Origin of the sequence: Oerskovia jenensis, assembly GCF_016907235.1 — a bacterium.
Lineage (GTDB): Bacteria > Actinomycetota > Actinomycetes > Actinomycetales > Cellulomonadaceae > Oerskovia > Oerskovia jenensis.
Genome location: NZ_JAFBBO010000001.1, coordinates 1,726,936 through 1,746,024, shown reverse-complemented (window position 1 = coordinate 1,746,024; position 19,089 = coordinate 1,726,936). Strand labels below are relative to the sequence as shown.

The window sequence follows — 19,089 nt, the reverse complement described above, 5'->3', positions numbered from 1 at the left end:
GTGTCTCACTGGAGGGCGATGGCGAAGCCGGCACCGCGCAGGCACTGGTTCGCCTCGGGGTCCTTGGCGTCGAAGGAGGCCTTCTGGAGGTCCCCCTGGAGCTCGGTCTCGAGGTCCTCGGGGCTGTAGTCGGCGGGCACCGCGCCCAGCGTCTGCAGGCACTGGACCGCGACCTCGCGGGGATCGGCGAGCAGGTCGGCGTTGTTCTGCTGCTGCCCGTAGGTGGCTTCGATCCGCATGACGGTCCCGTCGGCACAGTCCGAGCCGCGCTCCATGTACTCCTCGGCAGCCTTGGGGTCCTGGGTGATCGATGCCGGGGGAGTGATCTGGAAGAGACCGTCCGGTCCCTTGGTCCAGGTGTCCTGATAGCCGAGGTCGAGCATGCAGGCCTGGTAGCGGTTGAACGCCTCCTCGTAGTCGACGGCGGAGATCTCACCGGTCTCGACCGCGCGCTCGAAGACCTCGCGCTCGAAGTCGGAGAGGTCCGGTTCCTCGAGCCGCTGCTCGAACAGGGCGGTGAGGCTCGAGGCGATCTTCTGTCCGGCGACGGGGCTCTCGCCCTCGCCGGGTCCGTCGGTGGACGAGCAGGCGGTCAGGGCGAGCGTCGTGAGCACCAGGGCGCCGAGGCCCAGGGTCAGGGCGCGCAGCCGGGGTGGTCTGGTGTCGGGCATGGGGACTCCTCGGGCGGCGGGAGGTGCTGGGGTGGTGTCGAGCGGCGGTCGCCGGACGGGACGTGCTCGGGGCGCGCGGTGCGCGGGGTCGTGCGGCTCCGGACATGCCAAGGGTGGGGGTGCGCGTCCGCACCCCCACCCTTGGAGGACGATCAGCGGAACTGAACGGCTGCGTAGTAGCTCGACGACCAGCCGGAGTCGGCGAACGCGTACGAGCTTGCCGTGTACCAGCTCGAGAGTGCCGAGAGGTTGCCGTGCTGGGCGTAGGAACGCCCCTGCCAGCCGTTCGTGGTGGTGGTGGTCGCCTGCGAGTAGTCCGAGGCGGCGTGCAGCGTGTAGTACCCGGCCGCGGATGCGGGGCTCGCCGACAAGGCGAGTCCGATCGTGAGCGCGGACACTGCGACGGTCGTTCCGATGGAACGCTTTGCTCCCTGCTTCATGAATCCCCCATGTGATTTGTGAAGAGGCGAACCGAATGGTCCGTCCCGAGGAGGTTATGAGGCAAGGAGAAGTGTCCGCAAGAGATGTCTCAGGAATCGAGATGATGAAAACAACAACTACCGGCTGGTAGATTTCCTGCGAGGTTCGCGGCCGGGCTTCCGAATCCTTCCGTCGCGCCGGGAGGCGGAGGGTCGCGGCGCGGGACAGGCTGTGGTGGGCGACAGGGCAGACCGTCGATTCTCCGCGGAATCCTGCGGATCTGACGACGTCCTCGTCGTGCTGCGAAAGTGTGGATGAGTGCTGCACCGCGAGGCCCCCTGCCCGTTCTGCGACGTTGCGTTGCAATGAGCGTAGGGCGGCGTCCTGGGGAACTGCTGGGAAATATGGATCCGTGCCTGTGGGTTTCCTGAGAGTGTTCCCGATGTGGCGAGAATTAATTGGGAAGCCAATTCTTGGGGTCCCAAGGAAATGCGCGGCGTATTGCGCTATCGTTTCCGGTTGTGAACCTACCGGGCGACGACCCTCTCGACCTCGACGCACAGGCGTGCTTCGTGCTCTCCGCGGCGGCGCGCGGACTGGTGTCCTTGTATCGACCCTTCCTCGAGCCGCTCGGGATCACCCACCCGCAGTTCCTCGTCCTGGTCGCGTTGTGGCAGGGCGCGGGGGCCGGCGGGCGTGCGACGGTCACGGGCCTCGCCGATCGCCTCCTGATCGACCCCGGGACGCTCTCCCCGGCGCTCAAGCGGCTCGAGGCCGTCGGCTACGTCACGCGGGTGCGTTCGCCGACGGACGCGAGGGTCGTGGAGGTCGGCCTCACTCTCCGCGGGCAGGAGCTGCGTGCGGAGGCGGCGGGGGTGCCGGGCGCCATCGCTGCCGCGGCAGGGCTGTCGCCCGACGACGTGGCCCAGGTCGTCGCGGTGGCGGGCAAGGTGGTCGCCGCCGTCCGGGCTGCGGGGGCCACCGGCGCGGTCAGCGGGGTGTGACCTCGTCGGAGTGCTCGACGACGTAGCTGCGCCCGTCGGGACCGGTCACGTACTCGAAGCGCGTCCTGAGCTCGCGGTCGCGCTCGACCTCGGCGGCGGATACGCCGCGCCCGGACGAGCCCTGCTTGCCCACCTGGGCGGGTCCGAAGATCGGCAGGAACGTCTCGGTCATGCGCAGGCCCAGGGGGCGTCGACGCTGCTTGTCGGCCATGCGCCTCTCCTCACGAGAAACGGTGCAATTGCATGGTGCACCAATGATTGGTGTACCAAGCATATGCCCACCCTGGCTACGATGGCCACATGACCACCTCGATCGAGAGAGCTGCGCCGTCCGGGCGAGGACCCGTGGCGGCCGCCGCTGCGGCCTCGCAGCACTCGTCGTCCGGTACCGACCCGCTCGCGCTCGAGTCCCAGGTCTGTTTCGCGCTGTCGGCAGGTGCCCGCGCCATGGTCGCGATGTACAAGCCGTTGCTCGAACCGTTGCGCCTGACCCACCCGCAGTACCTCGTGATGCTCGCGCTCTGGCAGGACGCCGCAGCGGGAGAGCGGACCACCGCCACGTCCCTCGCGGACCGGCTGCACCTCGACCCCGCGACCCTGTCCCCGCTCGTCCGTCGGCTCGAGGCCACCGGGTACCTCACGCGGTCGCGCAACGAGCAGGACGGCCGCGTCGTCGACGTGACGCTCACCCGGGCAGGACGCGACCTGCGCGCCCGGGCCGAGGAGGTCCCGCCCGCCATCACGGCCGCGACGGGCCTCACGCCCGACGAGCTCATGGAGGTCCACGCCGCGGCCTCGAAGGTCGTCTCGGCCGCACTGAGCGCCGGCGTCATCTAGCCGCGCGCGGGGGATCAGGCCCCCGTGCCGGGGGACATGTCGTACGTGACCCACGGGGTCGCGGTCGCGACCGAGTCGTAGAGCCGCCGCGCGGTCGCGTTCGCCGGGTCCGTGATCCACCGCACGACGCTCGCCCCCTGGTCCCCGGCGTGCACCCCCACGGCCCCGAGGAGCAGACGCCCGACCCCGGCACCACGAGCGTCGTCGGCGACGAACAGGTCGTCGAGCCAGCAGCCGTGCGACCCGTCGAGCGGGCGCTCGAACGTGCGCAGCACCGCGATCCCGCCGAGGCGGTCCCCGTCCGTGGCGACCAGCCCGCGGACCCCCGAGGCGCCGTCGTGCAGCCAGGACCAGACCAGGCGGTCCCGCGCCGCGTCCGCGGGCAGCTCGTAGAACGCGCGGTAGCCCGCGTACAGGTCGAGCCACTCGGGCTCGTCGTCGAGGAGGACGGGGCGCACCCGCCAGGTCGTCGTCACGGCGACACCGTACCCACCCGGGGCCCGCCTCTGCGGGCGTGTCCCAGCCGTGCCTAGGGTGGCGCGATGAGTTCCCCCAGCGTCTCCCACCCACGAACGGCCCGAGCGCGCGGCCTGGCCGCCGGCGCGCTCCGGCAGTGGCACCTGCACCCCCGGTGGGCCATGGCCCTGCGCGGCGCCGTGGCCGCTGCGGTCGCGTGGGTCGTCGGGATCGTCCTGCCCGAGCCCTTCTCCGACTACCCCTACTACGCACCGCTCGGTGCTGTCGTCGCGACCACGAGCACGGTGGCGCGCTCGGTCCGGGAGTCGTTCCAGGCGGCGGCCGCGATCGTCGTCGGGGCGCTCGTGGCGCGGGGGGCGGACCTCGTGCTCGCCCCCAGCGCGCTGTCGATCGCGCTCGTCGTCGCGGTGGCGATCCTGGTCGCCGGGTGGGGGCTGCTGGGCGACATGGGCTCGTGGGCCGTGACCTCGGCGCTGTTCGTCCTGATCATCGGGAACGCGGACAAGGTCGGGTACATGGGCGCGTACGTGGGGCTCGTGGTGGTCGGGGCGCTCATCGGGATCGGGATCAACCTGCTCTTCCCGCCCCTCCCGCTCGCCGCCTCCGACGTGGCCCTCGACCGCCTGCGGACCGCCCTCGCCGACCAGCTCGAGCACCTGGCGGACGGCCTGGACCTGGACGCGGCGCCCTCGCCCGAGGAGTGGGACGAGCGGCGCATGCTGCTGGACCCCGTGCTCCATCGGTCGCAGCGCTCGGCCGAGCAGGCCCGCGAGGCCGCACGGGCGAACCGCCGCGCCCGCCGGTACGAGGACGCGACCCGTGCCCAACGTGCTCAGGCGGACGCGCTCTCGCTCACGTCATCGGTCGTCGGCGACCTGACCCGGCTCATCACGGCCTGGGAGACGCAGGACCGTGACGACCTCGCGTTCGGGGAGCCGTTGCGCCCCCTGACGCGCGACGCGCTGCGGGCCTACGCGACGGCCGTGCGGTCCACGGCCGGGGCGCTCGCGGACCCCGAGGCGCTCGACCAGGTCCGCGAGACGACCGAGCGGCTGCGACGGGCGGTGCGGGACGTGCGCAGCGCCTCGGACGAGGACTACTTCGTCGCGGGGGCGACCGTGCTGGCGATCACGCGAGGGGCGGCGGCGCTCGCCGGGGAGTAGCGCACGCGCAGCCCTGCGGACCGGGCGCGGCGAGAGGCCGCGCGGCTAGCCTGGGCCGCGACGCCCGCCGGGGCGCCCATGATCAGGAGGTCGTTCCTTGAGTGAGTCCCCCTCCGTCGCCGTGCAGGAGATCCTCGCGCGGTGGCACGGCTTCCAGGAGTGTCCCCTCGACGATATCCGCGTCGAGGAGTTCGGCTACAGCGTCCGGCTGACGTTCGACCACGTGTGGCAGTCGAAGGACGTCCTGCGGGACGACCTCGACGTGCCGTCGCTCGTCTCGCTCCGGTGCGTGGGGGTCCGCAGGCTCGAGTACGTCGCAGATGCCCCCGCGCGCACCGTTGCCGACCGGGCGCAGCTCGCGCCCGGCGGGACCGAGGTCTCGCTCGTCGTCGCGATCCCTTCGGACGATCCCGTCGCGATCCGCCTCGGGTGGGACTGGGACGGGCGCGCGCTGGAGATCCACTGCGTGGCCGTCGAAGAGGTGCCGCCCGAGGCCCCTGGGGCGCCCTGAGCGCGCGTCAGGCGTCGGTCACGCTGATCGACCCGTCCTGCCCGACGGCGAAGCGCACCTGGTCGAGCCCGCTCGCCCCGGCGTCGGGAGCCACGGCGGCCTGGGCGAGCTGGGCGAGCGTGTGCGTGCCCTCGACGACGAGCACGGCGCACCCCGCCGCCCGGCCCGCGGCGACCCCGGCGGGCGCGTCCTCGACCACGAGGCAGCGCGACGGGTCGACGCCGAGCCGCTCGGCGCCCAGCAGGAACGGGTCCGGGTCGGGCTTGCCGTGCGTGACGTCGTCGGCCGTGACGACGACCGCGGGCGGCACGAGGCCCGACGCCCCGATGCGCGCCGCGGCGAGCGGGCGCGTGCACGACGTGACGATCGCCTGACGGGTCGCGGGGAGCGACGCGAACGCGTCGACCGTGCCCGGGAGGATGCGCACGCCCTCGGTGTCGTGGAGCTCGAGGTCGTGGATGCGGTGGTACGCCTCCTCGACCAGGTCGGCCGGCAGGAGTCGCGCGATGAACGTCCTGGCCGGGGTGCCGTGCTCGATCTGGAAGGTGTCCGCGTCCGCCAGGCCGTACTCGTGGGCCCACCGGCGCCAGTTCCGGTCGACCGCGGGCACGGAGTCGATCAGGGTGCCGTCCATGTCGAACAGGATCGCGTCGAACGTGCGCCCCGCGAACGCGACGCCCGGGGTCGGGAGCGCAGGGGAGTCGGGGAGGTCGGGGCCGGGTGCGGGGAGGACGGACATGCCACCGAGGCTACCGGCCGGGTCCGGCGGCCCGTCGCGTGTCGGGTGGCCCGACTATCGTGGGCGCGTGAGCACACCCGGTTACTTCATCTCGTTCGAGGGCGGCGACGCCGTCGGCAAGTCCACCCAGTCCCGACTCCTCGGGGAGTGGTTGGGCGAGCTGACCGGTCGCGAGGTCGTGCTGACCCGCGAGCCCGGGGGCACCGAGCTGGGCGTCGAGCTGCGCCAGGCGGTGCTGCACGGCCGGGACATGGACGCCCGCACCGAGGCCCTCATCTATGCGGCGGACCGCGCGCACCACGTCGCGCACCTCGTGCGGCCCGCGCTCGAACGCGGCGCCGTGGTCGTCACGGACCGCTACCTCGACTCGTCGGTCGCCTACCAGGCGGGTGGCCGCGAGCTGGGAGTCGACGAGGTCGAGCTCATCTCGTTGTGGGCCGTCCAGGGACTCATGCCGCACGTGACCGTCCTGCTGGACCTCGACCCTGCCGTCGCCGCCGAGCGGCTCCTGGGCACGCCGGACCGGCTGGAGCGAGCGGGGATCGACTTCCACCGCCGCACGCGCGAGGCGTTCCTGTCCCGCGCTGCGGCGGACCCCGAGCGGTGGGTCGTGATCGACGCGACCGCGTCGATCGAGGACATCCAGGCCCAGATCCGGGTGGACCTCGCGGCCCGGCTCGAGCTCACGCCCGTGGTCGAGGAGGCCGAGGACACGGTCGAGGCGCTGCCCGACGACGGCTTCGACGACACCGACTCCGCGATCGGCTACACCCCCGGCCTTGCGGAGCTCCCGCTCACGCGCCCGGTCACGCACCCTGCGGCCGGCCCGGCCGACGCCCCCGTCGACGGGACGGCTCCCGGCACGGGAACCCCGGCCGCCACCGGGACCGGCGCGCCGTGACGGTCTGGGACGACGTCGTCGGGCAGGAGCACGCGGTCGAGATGCTCTCGGCCGCGGCGACCGACCCCGCAGCCATGACGCACGGGTGGCTCCTCACCGGCCCACCCGGTTCGGGGCGCTCCAACGCGGCCCGGGCCTTCGCGGCCGCGCTGCAGTGCGAGCAGGGCGGGTGCGGCGTGTGCCAGGCGTGCACCACGACGCTCGCGGGCACGCACGCCGACGTGAAGATCGTCGCGACCGAGAAGGTGACCATCGCGATCGACGAGGTCCGTGAGCTGGTGGGCCTCGCGAGCCGGCGCCCGTCGCAGGGCCGCTGGCGCGTCATCATCGTCGAGGACGCCGACCGCATGGCCGAGCGGACCACGAACGTCCTGCTCAAGGCCATCGAGGAGCCGCCGCCCCGCACGGTCTGGATCCTGTGCGCGCCCAGCCCGCAGGACGTCCTGGTGACGATCCGGTCGCGCTGCCGCGGCGTGGCACTGCGGGTCCCCCCGGTCGAGGCCGTCGCGCGGCTGCTCGTCGCACGCGACGGCGTGGACCCGGTCGTCGCGGAGGCCGCGGCGCGGGCCGCGCAGAGCCACATCGGGCTCGCTCGACGCCTGGCCCGGGACGGCAAGGCGCGCGAGCGCAGGTCCTCGGTGCTGTCGCTCGCGCGGCGGATCCGCGGCGTCGGGGACGCCGTGGTCGCCGCGGGCGAGCTGGTCGAGGTCGCGCAGGCCGAGGCCAAGGCCGCCACCGAGGAGCGCGACGCGATCGAGAAGGCCGAGCTCCTGCGCGCCCTGGGGGTCGAGCCGGGCGGCACCATGCCGCCCCGGCTCCGGTCCCAGCTCACCGATCTCGAGAAGGACCAGAAGCGTCGCGCGACCCGCCACCAGCGCGACGTCCTGGACCGGTCGATGCTCGACCTCCTCTCGCTCTACCGCGACGTGCTCGTGGTGCAGCTCGGAGCGCAGGTGGACCTCGTCAACGCCGAGCTCGCGGAGACCGTGCAGGCGCTCGCGGAGGACTCGACGCCCGAGCAGACCGTGCGTCGCATGGACGCGATCGGCGTGGCGCGCGAGCGGCTCGGCGGCAACGTGGCGCCGCTGCTCGCGCTCGAGGCCATGGCGATCGCGCTGCGCCCGCAGGGATGAGCAGGGCGGGGGTCCCGGGGCCCGCGCAGGAGCTGCGACGACTCGCGCTCTCGCTGCTCGTCGGCGGTCCGTACTCGACGGACGGTGTGCCCGCGGGGCTGGTCTGCGCGTCCTGGCCGGACGACGACGGGGTCGTGCGCAGGGCTCGCACCGTGGGCCGCCTCGTGACGGACCTGGTCGAGACGGGTCAGGTCTCGCTCCTGGACGTCCGGTACGCCTCGGCGAGGGCGATGGTGGCCTCGACGCGACGGCTGCCGGTCGACGAGGTCGAGCGGGACCCGGCGCGCTTGTTCCCGGTGGTCGTGCCGGCCGCGGTCCCGCCCGGCGCCGTCTCGACCGTCCCCGTCCTGCCGGTCGACGCGGCGGGCTGGATCCCGCACCTGTTCGCCGAGGAACCGTTGGACGCGCTGCTGTGGCCGGAGGTCGCCACGCGCACGCCGGACGTCGAGGGGAGGGCGCGCCTCGCCGTCGGGCTGGCTCGGTTGCACGCCGTGTGCGTCGCGGCGAGCTCGACTCGTGGACCCGGGGCGGACCTCGACGGCCGCCTCGCTGATCTGCTCGCGCTGCTCTCCCGGGCACGCTTCGTCGGGGCGGAGCCGCCGCGTCCCGCCGTCTCCGCCGTGATGATGCTGCTCTCGGCCGTCGTCGGAGCCGAGGGTGCGGACGTGACCCGTGAGGTGGCCGGGGTGCTGGAGCTCCTCCGGGCGCGCACGGGCTGGGTCCCGTCCGACTCCCCGTGGAGGGCCCCGGAGGACCTCTTCGGAGCCGATGCCTGGCTCACCCTCGGCTAGGGGGTCGTCTCAGACGGTCGACGCCGCGCGTGCTGCGGCGATGCGCTCGCCGTTGATCTCGCACCAGGCGCGGATCGCGTCGACGGGCTCGAGCAGGGAACGGCCCAGGTCGGTCAGCGAGTACTCGACGCGCGGCGGCACCTCGGCGTAGACGGTGCGGGTCACGATCCCGTCGCGTTCGAGCGATCGCAGGGTCTGCGTGAGGACCTTGGGAGTCACCGCGCCGATCGTGTCGCGCAGCTCGCCGAAGCGGAGCACGCCGGGTCGCAGCGCCATGAGGACGAGGAGGGTCCACTTGTCGCCGAGGCGTTCGACGACGAGCCGCGAGGGGCAGGTCGGCGAGAACACGTCGGGGACCTCGTCGACCGGGACCGCCACAGTATCCATGAGGTAATAATGGCACGTTGAAGTCATTGGTACCCGCTGGATACTGTCACCTCATCGCGACGCGCCGGGCGTCGCCGGCACCCCGCAGGGGTGGGTTCGAGGAGGCTGACATGAAGGTTCTGCTCACGGGTGGCACGGGGTACATCGGGTCCGCGGTGCTGGCCGCTCTCACGGCGCACGGGCACCAGGTGACGGCTCTCGTCCGTAGCGAGGGGGCGGCCCGCGCGGTCGAGGCCGCGGGTGCGACCCCGGTCGTCGCCGACCTCACCGACACGACCGTGGTCGCCACGTTCCTCGCGGACGCCGACGCGGCGGTGCACGCCGCGGCCGCGGCCGACGGCACGAGCCTCGCGATCGACAACTCGGTCGTCGACGCGGTCCTCGCGACGTTCGACGGCACGGGCAAGCCGTTCGTCCACACGGGCGGCATCTGGGTCTACGGGAACAACGACGCGATCGTCGAGGACTCGCCCCTGGACCCGCCCGCGATCGTCGCGTGGCGCGTCCCGATCGAGGAGCGGCTCCTCGCCGCCGCGGCCCAGGGTGCCGTGGTCGCGTCGGTCGTCGTCCCGGGCGTCGTGTACGGCCACGGGTCGGGCATCCCGCCCCTCCTCGCGGGAGCCCCGCGCACCGGGCCCGACGACGCCGCGCTCACCCTGGTCGGCAGCGGTACCCAGCACTGGGCGACGGTCCACGTCGACGACCTCGCCGAGCTCTACGTGCTCGCGGTCGAACAGCGGCTCACGGGGCGCCTCCTCGGCACGGGCGACGACCATGCCACGGTCGCGGACCTCACGCGGGCCGCGAGCCGTGCTGCCGGGCTGGGCGGCGCCGTCGGGCCGGAGAGCGACGACGCGAGCCGGGAACGGCTCGGTGCGCCCTTCGCGGACGCGCTCCTGCTCGACCAGCGCGCCGCGACCACGACGCGCTCGCGTGCGGCGGGCTGGTCGCCCACGCGGCCGTCGCTCACGCAGGAGCTCGAGACCGGGAGCTACGCGCCCGCCCCCGCGGCGCACTGAGGCCCACCGGGCCGGGGCTGGACGCAGCCCCGGCCCTCCGGGAGGATGTGGCGACCCGCCCCGCGACGAGAGCGAGACCATGGCCGACAGTGCTTCCCCCAGGACGTCCGACCGTCGCGAGGCCCGCGCCCGCGACGGGGAGAAGGCCGGTGCGCTCGCCCTGACGGGCGCCGTGGTCGCCTGGGCGCTCGCGCTGGTCCACCTGGTCAACGGGTTCACCCGGCCGCTGGGGTCGGTCGACGTGCGCGTGGTCGATGCCGCCAAGGGCACGGGTGCCGCGGAGCTCGGGACCGACCAGGTCGGGGTGACCGCCGTCCTGGGGGAGACCATGCCCTGGACCGACGTCTACCTCCACCGCCCCCTCGACAAGATCGACCTGATCGTGTTCTTCGCGCTCGCCGGGGTGGCGCTCTTCCTCACCTACCTGCTCGCGCGGCGCGGACCACGCGGAGCGCGCGCGGTCCTCGACGGCACGGCGACGGCCCGTTGGCTCGGGATCGCGCTCGTCGCGGTGGGCGTCCTGCCCGCGATCGCCCAGGAGCAGGGGACGCTCGTGCGCCTCGCGGACGCCGGGCTCTCGGACGTCCTCGCCCCGGCCTACCCGGAGCTCGGGTGGGGGTGGATCGTCGCGGGGATCGGCGTGACGTTCGTGGTCCCGGCCCTGCGGAAGGCGTCGCGGCGGGGCCGCGACTGACGCCGACGCCGCGCGACGTTCATCCGATCGTCGCGCAGGCGCCCCGCCGGGGACACCGTGGCGCCGGGGCTAGTGTCGCGAGCGACAACGCACCGGACCACCGGAAAGGGCACTTCGACGATGACCCTCACACTGACGCTCGTCCGCCACGGCCAGACCGTCCTCAACTCCCGCCGCTTCCTCCAGGGCGCGTGCGACTCGCCGCTCACGCGGACGGGCCGAGCGGGGGTCCGCGTCACGGCGCAGCACCTCTCGCGCCACGACTTCGACGCCGCCTACTCCTCGCCCCAGGGACGCGCCGTGCTCACGGCGATCGAGATCCTGCGGCACCACCCCGAGCTCACGCTCACGGTCGACGAGGACCTGCGCGAGCTGTCCTTCGGCACGTTCGAGCGACGGCCCGAGCGCGAGCTCGACGCCGTCGTCCCGTGGAGCACCCTCGTGCCCGCGGTGCTCGCCGGCACCCACCCGGGCATCGGCGGGGGAGAGCCCGGCGCGGAGTTCATGGCGCGCGTCCGGGCGGTCCTCGGTCGGATCGTCGCCGCGCACGACGAAGCGGCCGGCCCGGGTGCGGACCGTGACGAGCACGTGCTCGTCGTGGGTCACGGGCTGACGCTCGGCGCGATGCTCGCGACGATCGACCCGGCCGGGCTCGTCGCGCTGCCCAACGCCTCGGTCTCGACGGTCGAGGTCACGGACGGCGTCGCGCGCGTCGTCGCGGCGGGGATCGATGTCGCGGGGCACAGAGCGGTCGCCGCTCGGCCGGCACTGGCACCGGCCCCGGCCGCGGCGCCGCTGCCAGCCTGACGTCCGCCTGACGTCCGCCCGGCGTCCGCCCGGCGTCCGCCGTCGACCCCGCGCCCGCTGCGGACCCGTCGCACGCCTCGATCGGTGAGGCGTACGTCACTCCTTCCCCGGAACAGGTGCCTCGGTCACCCGTCGTTCAGGTACCCGACATGTCGGGCCACCTTCGGTTCATACCGGTTTCCTACGGTCCAGCGGAACCCCCACGACCGGGAAAGACCGGAGGAACCCGCATGTCCCTGACCAGACGACTCACCGGCTGCCTCGCCGTGGTGTCGATCGGCCTCACGACGGCCGTCGGCACCGCGGCGACCGCATCGGCCGGCGCGCCGACGGCGCCCGCTGCCTTCGCGGCACCGACGGCACCGACGGCACCGACGGCACCGACGGCTCTGTCGGCCCTGTCGGCTCCGCCCCGGGCCGCCGCGAGCACGCCGTTCCCGCTCTTCGTCTCCGAGCTCGCCCCGGACAACACCGGCGTCGACGACTTCGAGTACGTCGAGCTCTTCAACCGCTCGGACGCCCCGGTGGACCTGACGGCCGCAGGCATCGGGCTCGCGTACACCTACGCCGACTCGGACGACCGTTCGCGCGACGTGCCGCTGAGCATCCCGGCGGGCACGGTCGTGCCGGCCGGGCAGGCCGTGGTCCTGTGGCTCGACTACACGTCGGGCAACGTCGACACCTCGGTCCGCACCGAGCAGGACTTCCGTGACCACTACGCCGCCGCGGGCGCGACCACGAGCGACTACCGGCTCGTGCGCGTGAGCGGCCAGGCGGGCATGGCCAACGGCGGGGACCGCGGCATCCGCGTCCTCGGGCCCGACGGCGCGTCCCCCACCTGGTCGTTCTACCCCGCCGGGTCGGTCGCGGCCGGACGCACCGCGCACTTCCAGGTGCCGGCCGCAGGTGCGGCGTCGGCGGGGCTGCTCGAGGCGAAGGGCGTCCCGTCGCCAGGGGTCGTCGCGCCCGAGGCGCTCGCCCCGCCCGTCACTCCCGACCCGGAGCCGAGCCCCGAACCGACGGACCAGCCGACGGACCAGCCGACCGAGCCCACGCCCGGCCCGAGCGAGTCCCCGACCGACCCGCCCACGACCGAGCCCGCCCCGGGTAGCGGCGCGCACCTCCAGGTGACGGAGCTGCTCCCCGACTCCTCGAACGTGGGGACCGGCGACGGCTACGAGTTCGTCGAGCTGTACAACGCGTCGAGCACGCCCGTCGACTTCGACGACTACACGCTGAACTACCTCTACCCGCTCGACGACCTGACCAACAGCCAGGTCGTGGAGTGGCCGGCCGTGCCGGGCGACGTCGTCGTGCCCGCGGGCGGGACGCTCGTGCTGTGGGTCAAGAACGGCCAGAACGACCACCTGACCGGGGCCGACTTCAACGCGAAGTTCGGTACGCACCTCGTGGCCGGGACCGACCTGGTGGAGATCCGCTCGGGCGGCATGGCCAACGGCTCGCCCCGCGGGCTGGAGATCACGACCCGCACGGGCTTCGCGCTCAACCGCGCCTACTACAACCTGGGCGGCGCCAAGGACCCGGTCGCGGACCGGGGCATCCAGTACGCGGCCGACGCGGCCGACGCCGTGGTCCAGCGCAAGATCGGCGTGAGCGCCGCGACGCCCGGCGCGGTCTCGGCCGCGCAGAAGCCTGCCTCGCCCGTCGAGGTCCCGGCCGACACGGCCGCGCCGAAGGTCACGGACGCGACCCCGGCGCAGGTCGACCCGGCCGACGAGCTCGCGATCGAGGCGACCGTGACCGACGACGTCCAGGTGCGCTCGGTGCGCCTGCTGCTGCGCAGCGACGTCGACGCCGACTACCAGCGGATCGACCTTGCGGCGGGCCTCGCCGCCGACGGCTCCGGCGCCCGGACCGCGTTCCGGCACGCGATCCACCCGGCCGACCTCACGGGCAAGCGCTGGTACGAGTACGTGCTCGTCGCCTCCGACGGTACGCACGAGACCCGCACGGCCCCGCGCCGGATCGAGATCACGGGTGCCGACACCGCGCCCGTGCGCCTGAGCGTGACCGAGGGCGAGTTCGTCACGGGCACGACGCCCGTCGCGGCCGCGGGCGACTCCTACCCGAGCCCCCTGTCGCTCACGATCGACGGCGCCCCCGTCACCCCCGTCGCCCCCGCGCTCGAGGACGAGCCCGTCTTCGCGTTCGAGGCGGGCGGCGTCAACACCTTCTTCCGCAACGGCGTGCTGTCGGGCGGCGAGGTGCTGAGCATCTTCGACGACGGCATCTTCGAGGGCTACGAGACGATCGCGACCGACGTGCCGCTGCGCATGGTGCGCCAGGGCGACGAGCTCGTCGTGAGCGTCTACGCGGGCACCAAGGCCGCCCCGGAGATCGACCCCGACGAGAACAACGACGACTTCCAGATCAAGAACCTGCGCCTGGTCCTGCCCGACGGCCGCACGCTGCGCCCCGCCGGGTACGACGACCCGACCACGGTCCTCCAGATGGGCGACAGCGTCGGCAAGCTGGACTTCTTCGACGCGCGCTTCGCGCTCCCCGACGACGCGTTCACCGCGGTCTCGCACCCCTGGGACACCACGGCAGTGACCGACGGCGAGCACGCGGTCGCCGCGACGGACGGTACGGACTCCGCGCGGGCCACCGTGGTCGTCGACAACACGAGCCCTGTCATCACGACCGACGCCGTGGACGGCACGGACTACCGCGGCGAGTTCACGCTCGACGCGTCCGCGACCGACGCGGGCTCGGGGCTCGCGTCGCTCACCGCGACGCTCGACGGGAAGGCGGTCTCGCTCCCGTACGCGACGTCCTCGCTCGTCCTGCCCGACGGCGAGCACACCTTCGCGCTGACGGCGCGCGACGTCGTCGGGAACCGGAGCGAGCGGACCGTGACCTTCACGACCCCGGTCGAGAACCCCGGCTCCGAGGCCGTCTCGCCCGCGGGCGGCGCGACGGTCGAGGGCGACGAGGTCGAGCTGCGCGCCAAGGTCACCGACCCGAGCGGCGACCGTCTCGACGTCTCGTTCCGTGAGGGCTACCGGCTCGACGACGAGGACGCGGCGGTCGTGACGACGTCGGGCACGACGCGCGTCGCCGCCGACACGGCGCTCGCCCAGCCCGGCCCGGGCGCGCGCGCCGGCGACCCGGCACGAGCGGACGGCGCGACCACGGCCTCCGACTCCCAGTTCCCCTACCGGACCTACCAGGTCACGATCCCCGAGGACGCGGGCGAGGACTACGCGACCCGCCTCACGTGGGACGGGTCGGCCAACGCCGACGCCAAGGTGCTCCTGTACGTGCTCGACACCGCGACGGGCGACTGGGACGAGGTCGACCGGCACGTCACCGCGGCCGGGGCGACCGAGCCCGAGACGTTCACCCTCGCCGCGACCGTGCCCGCGAAGGACCACGCGCGCGACGGCGTCCTCACGGTGCTCGTGCAGCACTCCGAGGGCTTCGCGGGCGAGGACCTCTCGACGCGTGAGACGCCCGTGACCCCGAACCACCCCGAGGACACGCCGCGCTCGTCGTACGACTTCACGCTCGGCTGGGAGTCCGACACCCAGTACTACAACGACTCCTACTACGACCGTCAGCTCGACATCCACGACTACTTCCTGGACCAGCGCGAGGCGACCAACCTCCAGTACGTGTTCCACACGGGCGACATCGTGGACAACCACACCCAGCCCCACCAGTGGGCCAACGCGGACGCGGCCTACTCGATGCTCGACGACGCCGGCCTGCCCTACGGCGTGCTCGCGGGCAACCACGACGTGGGCCACAAGGAGATCGACTACGGGCCGTACTCGCAGCTCTTCGGCGAGGCCCGCTACGCGGCCAACCCCTGGTACGGCGGCTCGTACCAGGACAACCGCGGGCACTACGACCTGATCACCGCGGGCGGCATCGACTTCCTCATGCTCTACATGGGCTGGGGGCCGGGCGACGACGAGATCGCGTGGATGAACGAGGTCCTCGCGCGGTACCCCGAGCGCGAGGCGATCATCAACCTGCACGAGTACATGCTCACGACCGGTGGCCTGGGCCCCGTACCGCAGCGCATCTACGACGAGGTCGTGGCGACCAACCCGAACGTCAAGATGGTCTTCTCGGGCCACTACCACGACGCGTTCACGCGGGTCGACGCGTTCGACGACGACGGCGACGGCGTGACCGACCGCTCGGTCCACCAGATCCTCTTCGACTACCAGGGGCTCCCCGAGGGCGGGCAGTCGTTCCTGCGGCTGCTCCAGTTCGACAACCAGGGGCGCACGGTCCACGCCCGGACGTACTCGCCGTACCTCGACCGGTACGGGTCCGACGACCCGTCGCTCGCTCCCGAGCACCAGGACTTCGTGATCCCGTACGCGGCGCTCGGCATCGAGCCGCGGACCAAGACCCTCACGTCGGACGCCTTCACGGCCGAGGTCCTCATGACGCGGTCCATCGCCGAGTTCGACGACGTCGAGAGCGGCACCGAGCTGTCCGCGACGTGGCAGCGCCCCGGCGCGGGCGAGCACGGCTGGTACGTCGTGACCGCCGACCCGTACGGCGGCACCGACTCGTCCGAGGTGTACCTGGTGAACTTCGCCGAGGTCACGGGCCCCGGAGCGGGCGACGGTGACGGACCGACCGGCGGCACGGGTGGTACCGGTGGCACCGGCGGTGGCGGCACGACGGGAGGCCAGAGCAGCGCGAACCAGGGCGCCGGGACCGGCACCGGCTTCCTGCCCGACACGGGCACGCAGGCGGCCCTCCTCGTCGGGCTGGCGCTGCTGCTCGTCGGGGGCGGCAGTCTGCTCGTGGCGCGCAGCCGGCGCACGGCACGCGCCGCCGCGAGCGGTGCGGGCACCGAGGGCGACGACGGGCGGTAGCCCTCCCCGACCCCGCCCGACGGCGCCGCTCGCCCCCGAGGTGAGCGGCGCCGTCGGGCCGTGGTCCGACCCGGTGACGGCCCTGCGCGACCGGGTGGGCCGCGACCTGTTGCGCTCCGACCGGGCATGCCTACGATCGGAAGGACGGAACCTGGGGAGGGCAGCCCCGGGGCGGCCTGGGGAGCGTCGGCGCGATGGCACAGGACACGACGGACGAGAACGACCAAGGGCCCTCGGCGGCCCTCCTGGCCGGAGGGCGGCAACCCGTCGCGCGGTACACCCTCGACGTGCCCACCGGCCGGTGGTGGTGGTCCGACGAGCTGTTCGAGATGCACGGCTTCGCGCCCCACGAGGTCGTCCCGACGACCCAGCTCATGCTCGCCCACAAGCATCCAGACGACGTCACCCGCGTCGCGGGGATCCTGGCCGACGTCACGCGCACCGGCGCACCGTTCAGCGGCATGCACCGGATCATCGACGCGAACGGGCGGACACGGATCCTCGGGGTCGTGGGCCAGGGAGACGTCGACGCCTCGACCGGTCAGGTCACGCAGGTCACGGGCTACTTCATGGACCTCACGGACTCGCAGGAGGCCTTCGCCCAGGCGCACGCCACGCAGGCGGTCTCCGCGTCCGCGGCCCGCCGGGCGACGATCGAGCAGGCCAAGGGGGCGCTCATGGTCGTCTACGGCCTCGACGACGAGGAGGCCTTCGAGATCCTGCGACACCACTCGTCGATCACCAACGAGCCCGTCCGGGACCTCGCGGTCCGCCTCCTCGCGAGCCTCGCGGGCGGCACCGACGGCGCGTCGCTCACGCGCGAGGACGTGGACCACTTCTTCGAGACGCCCCGGCCGCCGACGCAGGCGAGCCAGGCGGGGTAGGGCGCCGTCGGGCAGCCTCAGGCGGAGGGCGCGTCCTCGGTGGTCGCGCGCCGCGAGAGCGCGACGTCCCCCAGGATCACCGCGAGCAGCACGCCGTTCGAGACCCAGTTGATCGCGAGCGGCGACAGCACCGGGAACGTCAGGTAGAGCAGGCCGAGCGCGACCACGCCCGCGACGTGCGGCACCGACCACGACCCGCCCGTCGCACGCCGGAACAGCGTGTTCCCCACGAGGTACACCACGCCCGCACCGCAGATCAGCCCGGCGGTCCACGGGTCCGAGTGCCCCACGTCCTCGTGGCCGAGAGGGTGCAGCAGCACGATCTCGTCCGCGACCGCCGTGAGCACGATCCCGACCACGAGCAGGTACGGGACGTAGGTGTACGCCGTCTGCGCGATCATGCCGGGCGAGTCCGAGCCCGCGAAGAACGCCGTCGCCCGCCGCTCCGAACGGTCGAAGTACAGCAGCCACATGAGGACCGTCGACGCGAAGGCGGCGAGGAACGCGAGGAGCACCGTGCCCGTCAGCTCGAGCTCCCCGAACGCCGTCCCCGTGACGATGATCGACTCGCCCAGGCTGATGATGATGAACAGCCCCACGCGCTCGGCCATGTGCCCGCCGCGCACGACCCACGTCGCGGGGTCCGTCGGTCCCAGCACCGGGACCCGGAACAGCGCGCGGGGACCCGCGTAGTCGACGAGCACCGCCGCGACCCACAGGAGCAGTCGCCACGAGGAGTCGGGGACCAGGGCGCCGGCGATCCACAGGACGCCCGAGGACACCTGCCACACCGTGATGCGCACGAAGTTCGTGCCGTTCTCCGGCCAGTGCCGGTGGAGCGCGAACGCCGTCCACGCCGAGCGCCCCACCTGGATCGTCACGAACGTCGCCGCGAACAGCAGCGCCTTGCCGCCGAACGCCTCGGGGATCGCGCTCGACATGAGCAGGCCCAGCAGCATGAGGACGATCAGCAGGGTCCGCACGGGGGTGCGTTCGGGGTCGAGCCAGTTCGTGACCCACGTGGTGTCGATCCACAGGTACCAGACCGCAGCCCCCAGGATGAGCGTCTGGACGAGCGTCGTACCGTCGGGGTGCGCGATGAGCGAGTGCGAGAGCTGGGTCACCGCGAAGACGAACACCAGGTCGAAGAACAGCTCGATGTAGCCGACCCGGTCCGAGTCGTGGCCGTGGCCGTGGCGCAGGACGTCGGTACGCATGCCCCACGAGCCCGGCGGGCCGGTCGGGGCCGGGGGCGGCGTGGCGGCGCTCATGGTCGCGATCCTCGCACGCGCCGCACGAGGGGGCGCGGGGTGCGGGTGGGGGCGCGTGCGGCGGCGCGTTGCGGGCCGGGCGCCTCAGGACGCGGTGTACGGCTTGCTGGGCCAGTACGCCCACTCCGCGAAGTCCTCGACGCGGCCGTCGTCAGCGAACCGCAGGATCCACAGGTCGCGGTACTCCTGGGGATCGGGCGCACCGTAGTGGACCTCGACACGGACGACCGCCGCGAGGCCGTCGACCGCGACAGGCTCGGCGGCCATGGTGAAGGTCTCCCCGGCGTCGGCGAGCCAGAAGTCCTTGATCGCGTCGTGCCCGCGCAGGGGGTCGTCGTAGGGCGAGCGGGCGTAGGTGGCGTCCTCGGTGAACAGGGTGGCGACGGCCTGCGGGTCCTCCGCGCGCCAGGCCGTCTCGTACGCGTCGACCCACGCCATGACACCGTCGCGGTCCATGTGATCCCTCCTGTCGGTCGGGCGGCCGGGCGCCTCCGGGCTCGGGGCGCCCGACCTGC

At 73.3% G+C, this 19,089-nt stretch carries 19 protein-coding genes and 1 pseudogene; 12 read left to right on the top strand and 8 right to left on the bottom strand.

The window, feature by feature from the left end; genetic code table 11:
- Positions 1 to 5: 5 nt before the first annotated feature.
- Both JOD49_RS07865 and JOD49_RS07860 read right to left on the bottom strand, forming a co-directional pair.
- Entirely contained in the window at positions 6 to 671 is a 666-nt protein-coding gene (locus JOD49_RS07865; protein WP_205306679.1) for a hypothetical protein, read from the bottom strand.
- Between the two features lie 152 nt (positions 672 to 823).
- On the bottom strand, positions 824 to 1,111 hold the full coding sequence (locus JOD49_RS07860) for a hypothetical protein (protein WP_205306678.1): 288 nt from the start codon (positions 1,109 to 1,111) through the stop codon (positions 824 to 826).
- 501 nt (positions 1,112 to 1,612) lie between these two features.
- Here JOD49_RS07860 and JOD49_RS07855 point away from each other — a divergent pair.
- Positions 1,613 to 2,095, top strand: coding sequence for a MarR family winged helix-turn-helix transcriptional regulator (locus JOD49_RS07855; protein ID WP_205306677.1), 483 nt, complete (start codon positions 1,613 to 1,615; stop codon positions 2,093 to 2,095).
- On the opposite strand, the gene JOD49_RS07850 is transcribed toward JOD49_RS07855, so the two are convergent.
- A complete protein-coding gene (locus JOD49_RS07850; protein ID WP_205306676.1) occupies positions 2,082 to 2,306 on the bottom strand; it encodes a hypothetical protein in 225 nt (74 codons plus the stop codon). The genes JOD49_RS07855 and JOD49_RS07850 overlap by 14 nt on opposite strands.
- Positions 2,307 to 2,395: 89 nt before the next feature.
- On the opposite strand from JOD49_RS07850, the gene JOD49_RS07845 reads away from it, so the two are divergent.
- Positions 2,396 to 2,932, top strand: coding sequence for a MarR family winged helix-turn-helix transcriptional regulator (locus JOD49_RS07845; RefSeq protein ID WP_205306675.1), 537 nt, complete (start codon positions 2,396 to 2,398; stop codon positions 2,930 to 2,932).
- Positions 2,933 to 2,946: 14 nt separating this feature from the next.
- On the opposite strand, the gene JOD49_RS20030 is transcribed toward JOD49_RS07845, so the two are convergent.
- Positions 2,947 to 3,408 carry a GNAT family N-acetyltransferase gene (locus tag JOD49_RS20030; RefSeq protein WP_307822441.1) on the bottom strand — a complete coding sequence of 154 codons (462 nt, stop codon included), beginning with the start codon at positions 3,406 to 3,408 and terminating at the stop codon, positions 2,947 to 2,949.
- Positions 3,409 to 3,474: 66 nt separating this feature from the next.
- On the opposite strand from JOD49_RS20030, the gene JOD49_RS20025 reads away from it, so the two are divergent.
- Positions 3,475 to 4,572 carry an FUSC family protein gene (locus JOD49_RS20025; RefSeq protein WP_239525165.1) on the top strand — a complete coding sequence of 366 codons (1,098 nt, stop codon included), beginning with the start codon at positions 3,475 to 3,477 and terminating at the stop codon, positions 4,570 to 4,572.
- A 97-nt stretch (positions 4,573 to 4,669) separates the two neighbouring features.
- On the top strand, positions 4,670 to 5,083 hold the full coding sequence (locus JOD49_RS07830) for a hypothetical protein (protein WP_205306672.1): 414 nt from the start codon (positions 4,670 to 4,672) through the stop codon (positions 5,081 to 5,083).
- Positions 5,084 to 5,090: 7 nt separating this feature from the next.
- Here the strand turns inward: JOD49_RS07830 and JOD49_RS07825 are convergent, their stop codons facing one another.
- The gene (locus JOD49_RS07825; protein WP_205306671.1) at positions 5,091 to 5,822 is read right to left on the bottom strand and encodes an HAD-IA family hydrolase; all 732 of its coding nucleotides are present in this window, start codon (positions 5,820 to 5,822) and stop codon (positions 5,091 to 5,093) included.
- 67 nt (positions 5,823 to 5,889) lie between these two features.
- Between JOD49_RS07825 and tmk the strand changes: the two are divergent.
- From tmk to JOD49_RS07810, 3 genes and pseudogenes are all read left to right on the top strand, one after another.
- A pseudogene (gene tmk / locus JOD49_RS07820) lies at positions 5,890 to 6,510 on the top strand (dTMP kinase); the annotation flags it as partial.
- Between the two features lie 209 nt (positions 6,511 to 6,719).
- Positions 6,720 to 7,856, top strand: coding sequence for a DNA polymerase III subunit delta' (locus JOD49_RS07815; RefSeq protein WP_205306670.1), 1,137 nt, complete (start codon positions 6,720 to 6,722; stop codon positions 7,854 to 7,856).
- A complete protein-coding gene (locus JOD49_RS07810) occupies positions 7,853 to 8,647 on the top strand; it encodes a hypothetical protein (RefSeq protein ID WP_205306669.1) in 795 nt (264 codons plus the stop codon). The genes JOD49_RS07815 and JOD49_RS07810 overlap by 4 nt, the downstream gene beginning before the upstream one ends.
- A 9-nt stretch (positions 8,648 to 8,656) precedes the next feature.
- Here the strand turns inward: JOD49_RS07810 and JOD49_RS07805 are convergent, their stop codons facing one another.
- The gene (locus tag JOD49_RS07805) at positions 8,657 to 9,034 is read right to left on the bottom strand and encodes a winged helix-turn-helix transcriptional regulator (RefSeq protein ID WP_205306668.1); all 378 of its coding nucleotides are present in this window, start codon (positions 9,032 to 9,034) and stop codon (positions 8,657 to 8,659) included.
- Positions 9,035 to 9,144: 110 nt separating this feature from the next.
- On the opposite strand from JOD49_RS07805, the gene JOD49_RS07800 reads away from it, so the two are divergent.
- From JOD49_RS07800 to JOD49_RS07780, 5 genes are all read left to right on the top strand, one after another.
- Complete coding sequence (locus tag JOD49_RS07800) at positions 9,145 to 10,053, top strand: NAD-dependent epimerase/dehydratase family protein (protein WP_205306667.1); 909 nt, start codon at positions 9,145 to 9,147, stop codon at positions 10,051 to 10,053.
- A gap of 79 nt (positions 10,054 to 10,132) precedes the next feature.
- A complete protein-coding gene (locus tag JOD49_RS07795) occupies positions 10,133 to 10,747 on the top strand; it encodes a hypothetical protein (protein ID WP_205306666.1) in 615 nt (204 codons plus the stop codon).
- Positions 10,748 to 10,867: 120 nt separating this feature from the next.
- The gene (locus JOD49_RS07790; protein WP_205306665.1) at positions 10,868 to 11,554 is read left to right on the top strand and encodes a histidine phosphatase family protein; all 687 of its coding nucleotides are present in this window, start codon (positions 10,868 to 10,870) and stop codon (positions 11,552 to 11,554) included.
- Positions 11,555 to 11,784: 230 nt separating this feature from the next.
- Positions 11,785 to 16,419, top strand: a complete 4,635-nt coding sequence (locus JOD49_RS07785; RefSeq protein ID WP_205306664.1) for a metallophosphoesterase — start codon at positions 11,785 to 11,787, stop codon at positions 16,417 to 16,419.
- Positions 16,420 to 16,613: 194 nt separating this feature from the next.
- Positions 16,614 to 17,303 (top strand): PAS and ANTAR domain-containing protein, encoded by a 690-nt coding sequence (locus JOD49_RS07780; protein WP_205306663.1) that lies wholly within the window; start codon positions 16,614 to 16,616, stop codon positions 17,301 to 17,303.
- Positions 17,304 to 17,320: 17 nt separating this feature from the next.
- Here JOD49_RS07780 and JOD49_RS07775 read toward each other — a convergent pair whose 3' ends face one another.
- Together JOD49_RS07775 and JOD49_RS07770 are read right to left on the bottom strand one after the other, a co-directional pair.
- Positions 17,321 to 18,574: a low temperature requirement protein A gene (locus JOD49_RS07775; protein WP_205306662.1), complete on the bottom strand. Its 1,254-nt coding sequence runs from the start codon at positions 18,572 to 18,574 to the stop codon at positions 17,321 to 17,323.
- A gap of 84 nt (positions 18,575 to 18,658) precedes the next feature.
- Entirely contained in the window at positions 18,659 to 19,030 is a 372-nt protein-coding gene (locus tag JOD49_RS07770) for a YybH family protein (protein WP_205306661.1), read from the bottom strand.
- Positions 19,031 to 19,089: the final 59 nt, after the last annotated feature.

Bases quoted from the DNA above. Each gene is read 5' to 3' on its own strand.
- JOD49_RS07865 (WP_205306679.1), bottom strand. From the start codon at position 671: ATGCCCGACACCAGACCACCCCGGCTGCGCGCCCTGACCCTGGGCCTC.
- JOD49_RS07860 (WP_205306678.1), bottom strand. From the start codon at position 1,111: ATGAAGCAGGGAGCAAAGCGTTCCATCGGAACGACCGTCGCAGTGTCC.
- JOD49_RS07850 (WP_205306676.1), bottom strand. From the start codon at position 2,306: ATGGCCGACAAGCAGCGTCGACGCCCCCTGGGCCTGCGCATGACCGAG.
- JOD49_RS07845 (WP_205306675.1), top strand. From the start codon at position 2,396: ATGACCACCTCGATCGAGAGAGCTGCGCCGTCCGGGCGAGGACCCGTG.
- JOD49_RS20025 (WP_239525165.1), top strand. From the start codon at position 3,475: ATGAGTTCCCCCAGCGTCTCCCACCCACGAACGGCCCGAGCGCGCGGC.
- JOD49_RS07825 (WP_205306671.1), bottom strand. From the start codon at position 5,822: ATGTCCGTCCTCCCCGCACCCGGCCCCGACCTCCCCGACTCCCCTGCG.
- JOD49_RS07810 (WP_205306669.1), top strand. From the start codon at position 7,853: ATGAGCAGGGCGGGGGTCCCGGGGCCCGCGCAGGAGCTGCGACGACTC.
- JOD49_RS07805 (WP_205306668.1), bottom strand. From the start codon at position 9,034: ATGGATACTGTGGCGGTCCCGGTCGACGAGGTCCCCGACGTGTTCTCG.
- JOD49_RS07800 (WP_205306667.1), top strand. From the start codon at position 9,145: ATGAAGGTTCTGCTCACGGGTGGCACGGGGTACATCGGGTCCGCGGTG.
- JOD49_RS07795 (WP_205306666.1), top strand. From the start codon at position 10,133: ATGGCCGACAGTGCTTCCCCCAGGACGTCCGACCGTCGCGAGGCCCGC.
- JOD49_RS07790 (WP_205306665.1), top strand. From the start codon at position 10,868: ATGACCCTCACACTGACGCTCGTCCGCCACGGCCAGACCGTCCTCAAC.
- JOD49_RS07785 (WP_205306664.1), top strand. From the start codon at position 11,785: ATGTCCCTGACCAGACGACTCACCGGCTGCCTCGCCGTGGTGTCGATC.
- JOD49_RS07780 (WP_205306663.1), top strand. From the start codon at position 16,614: ATGGCACAGGACACGACGGACGAGAACGACCAAGGGCCCTCGGCGGCC.
- JOD49_RS07775 (WP_205306662.1), bottom strand. From the start codon at position 18,574: ATGAGCGCCGCCACGCCGCCCCCGGCCCCGACCGGCCCGCCGGGCTCG.
- JOD49_RS07770 (WP_205306661.1), bottom strand. From the start codon at position 19,030: ATGGACCGCGACGGTGTCATGGCGTGGGTCGACGCGTACGAGACGGCC.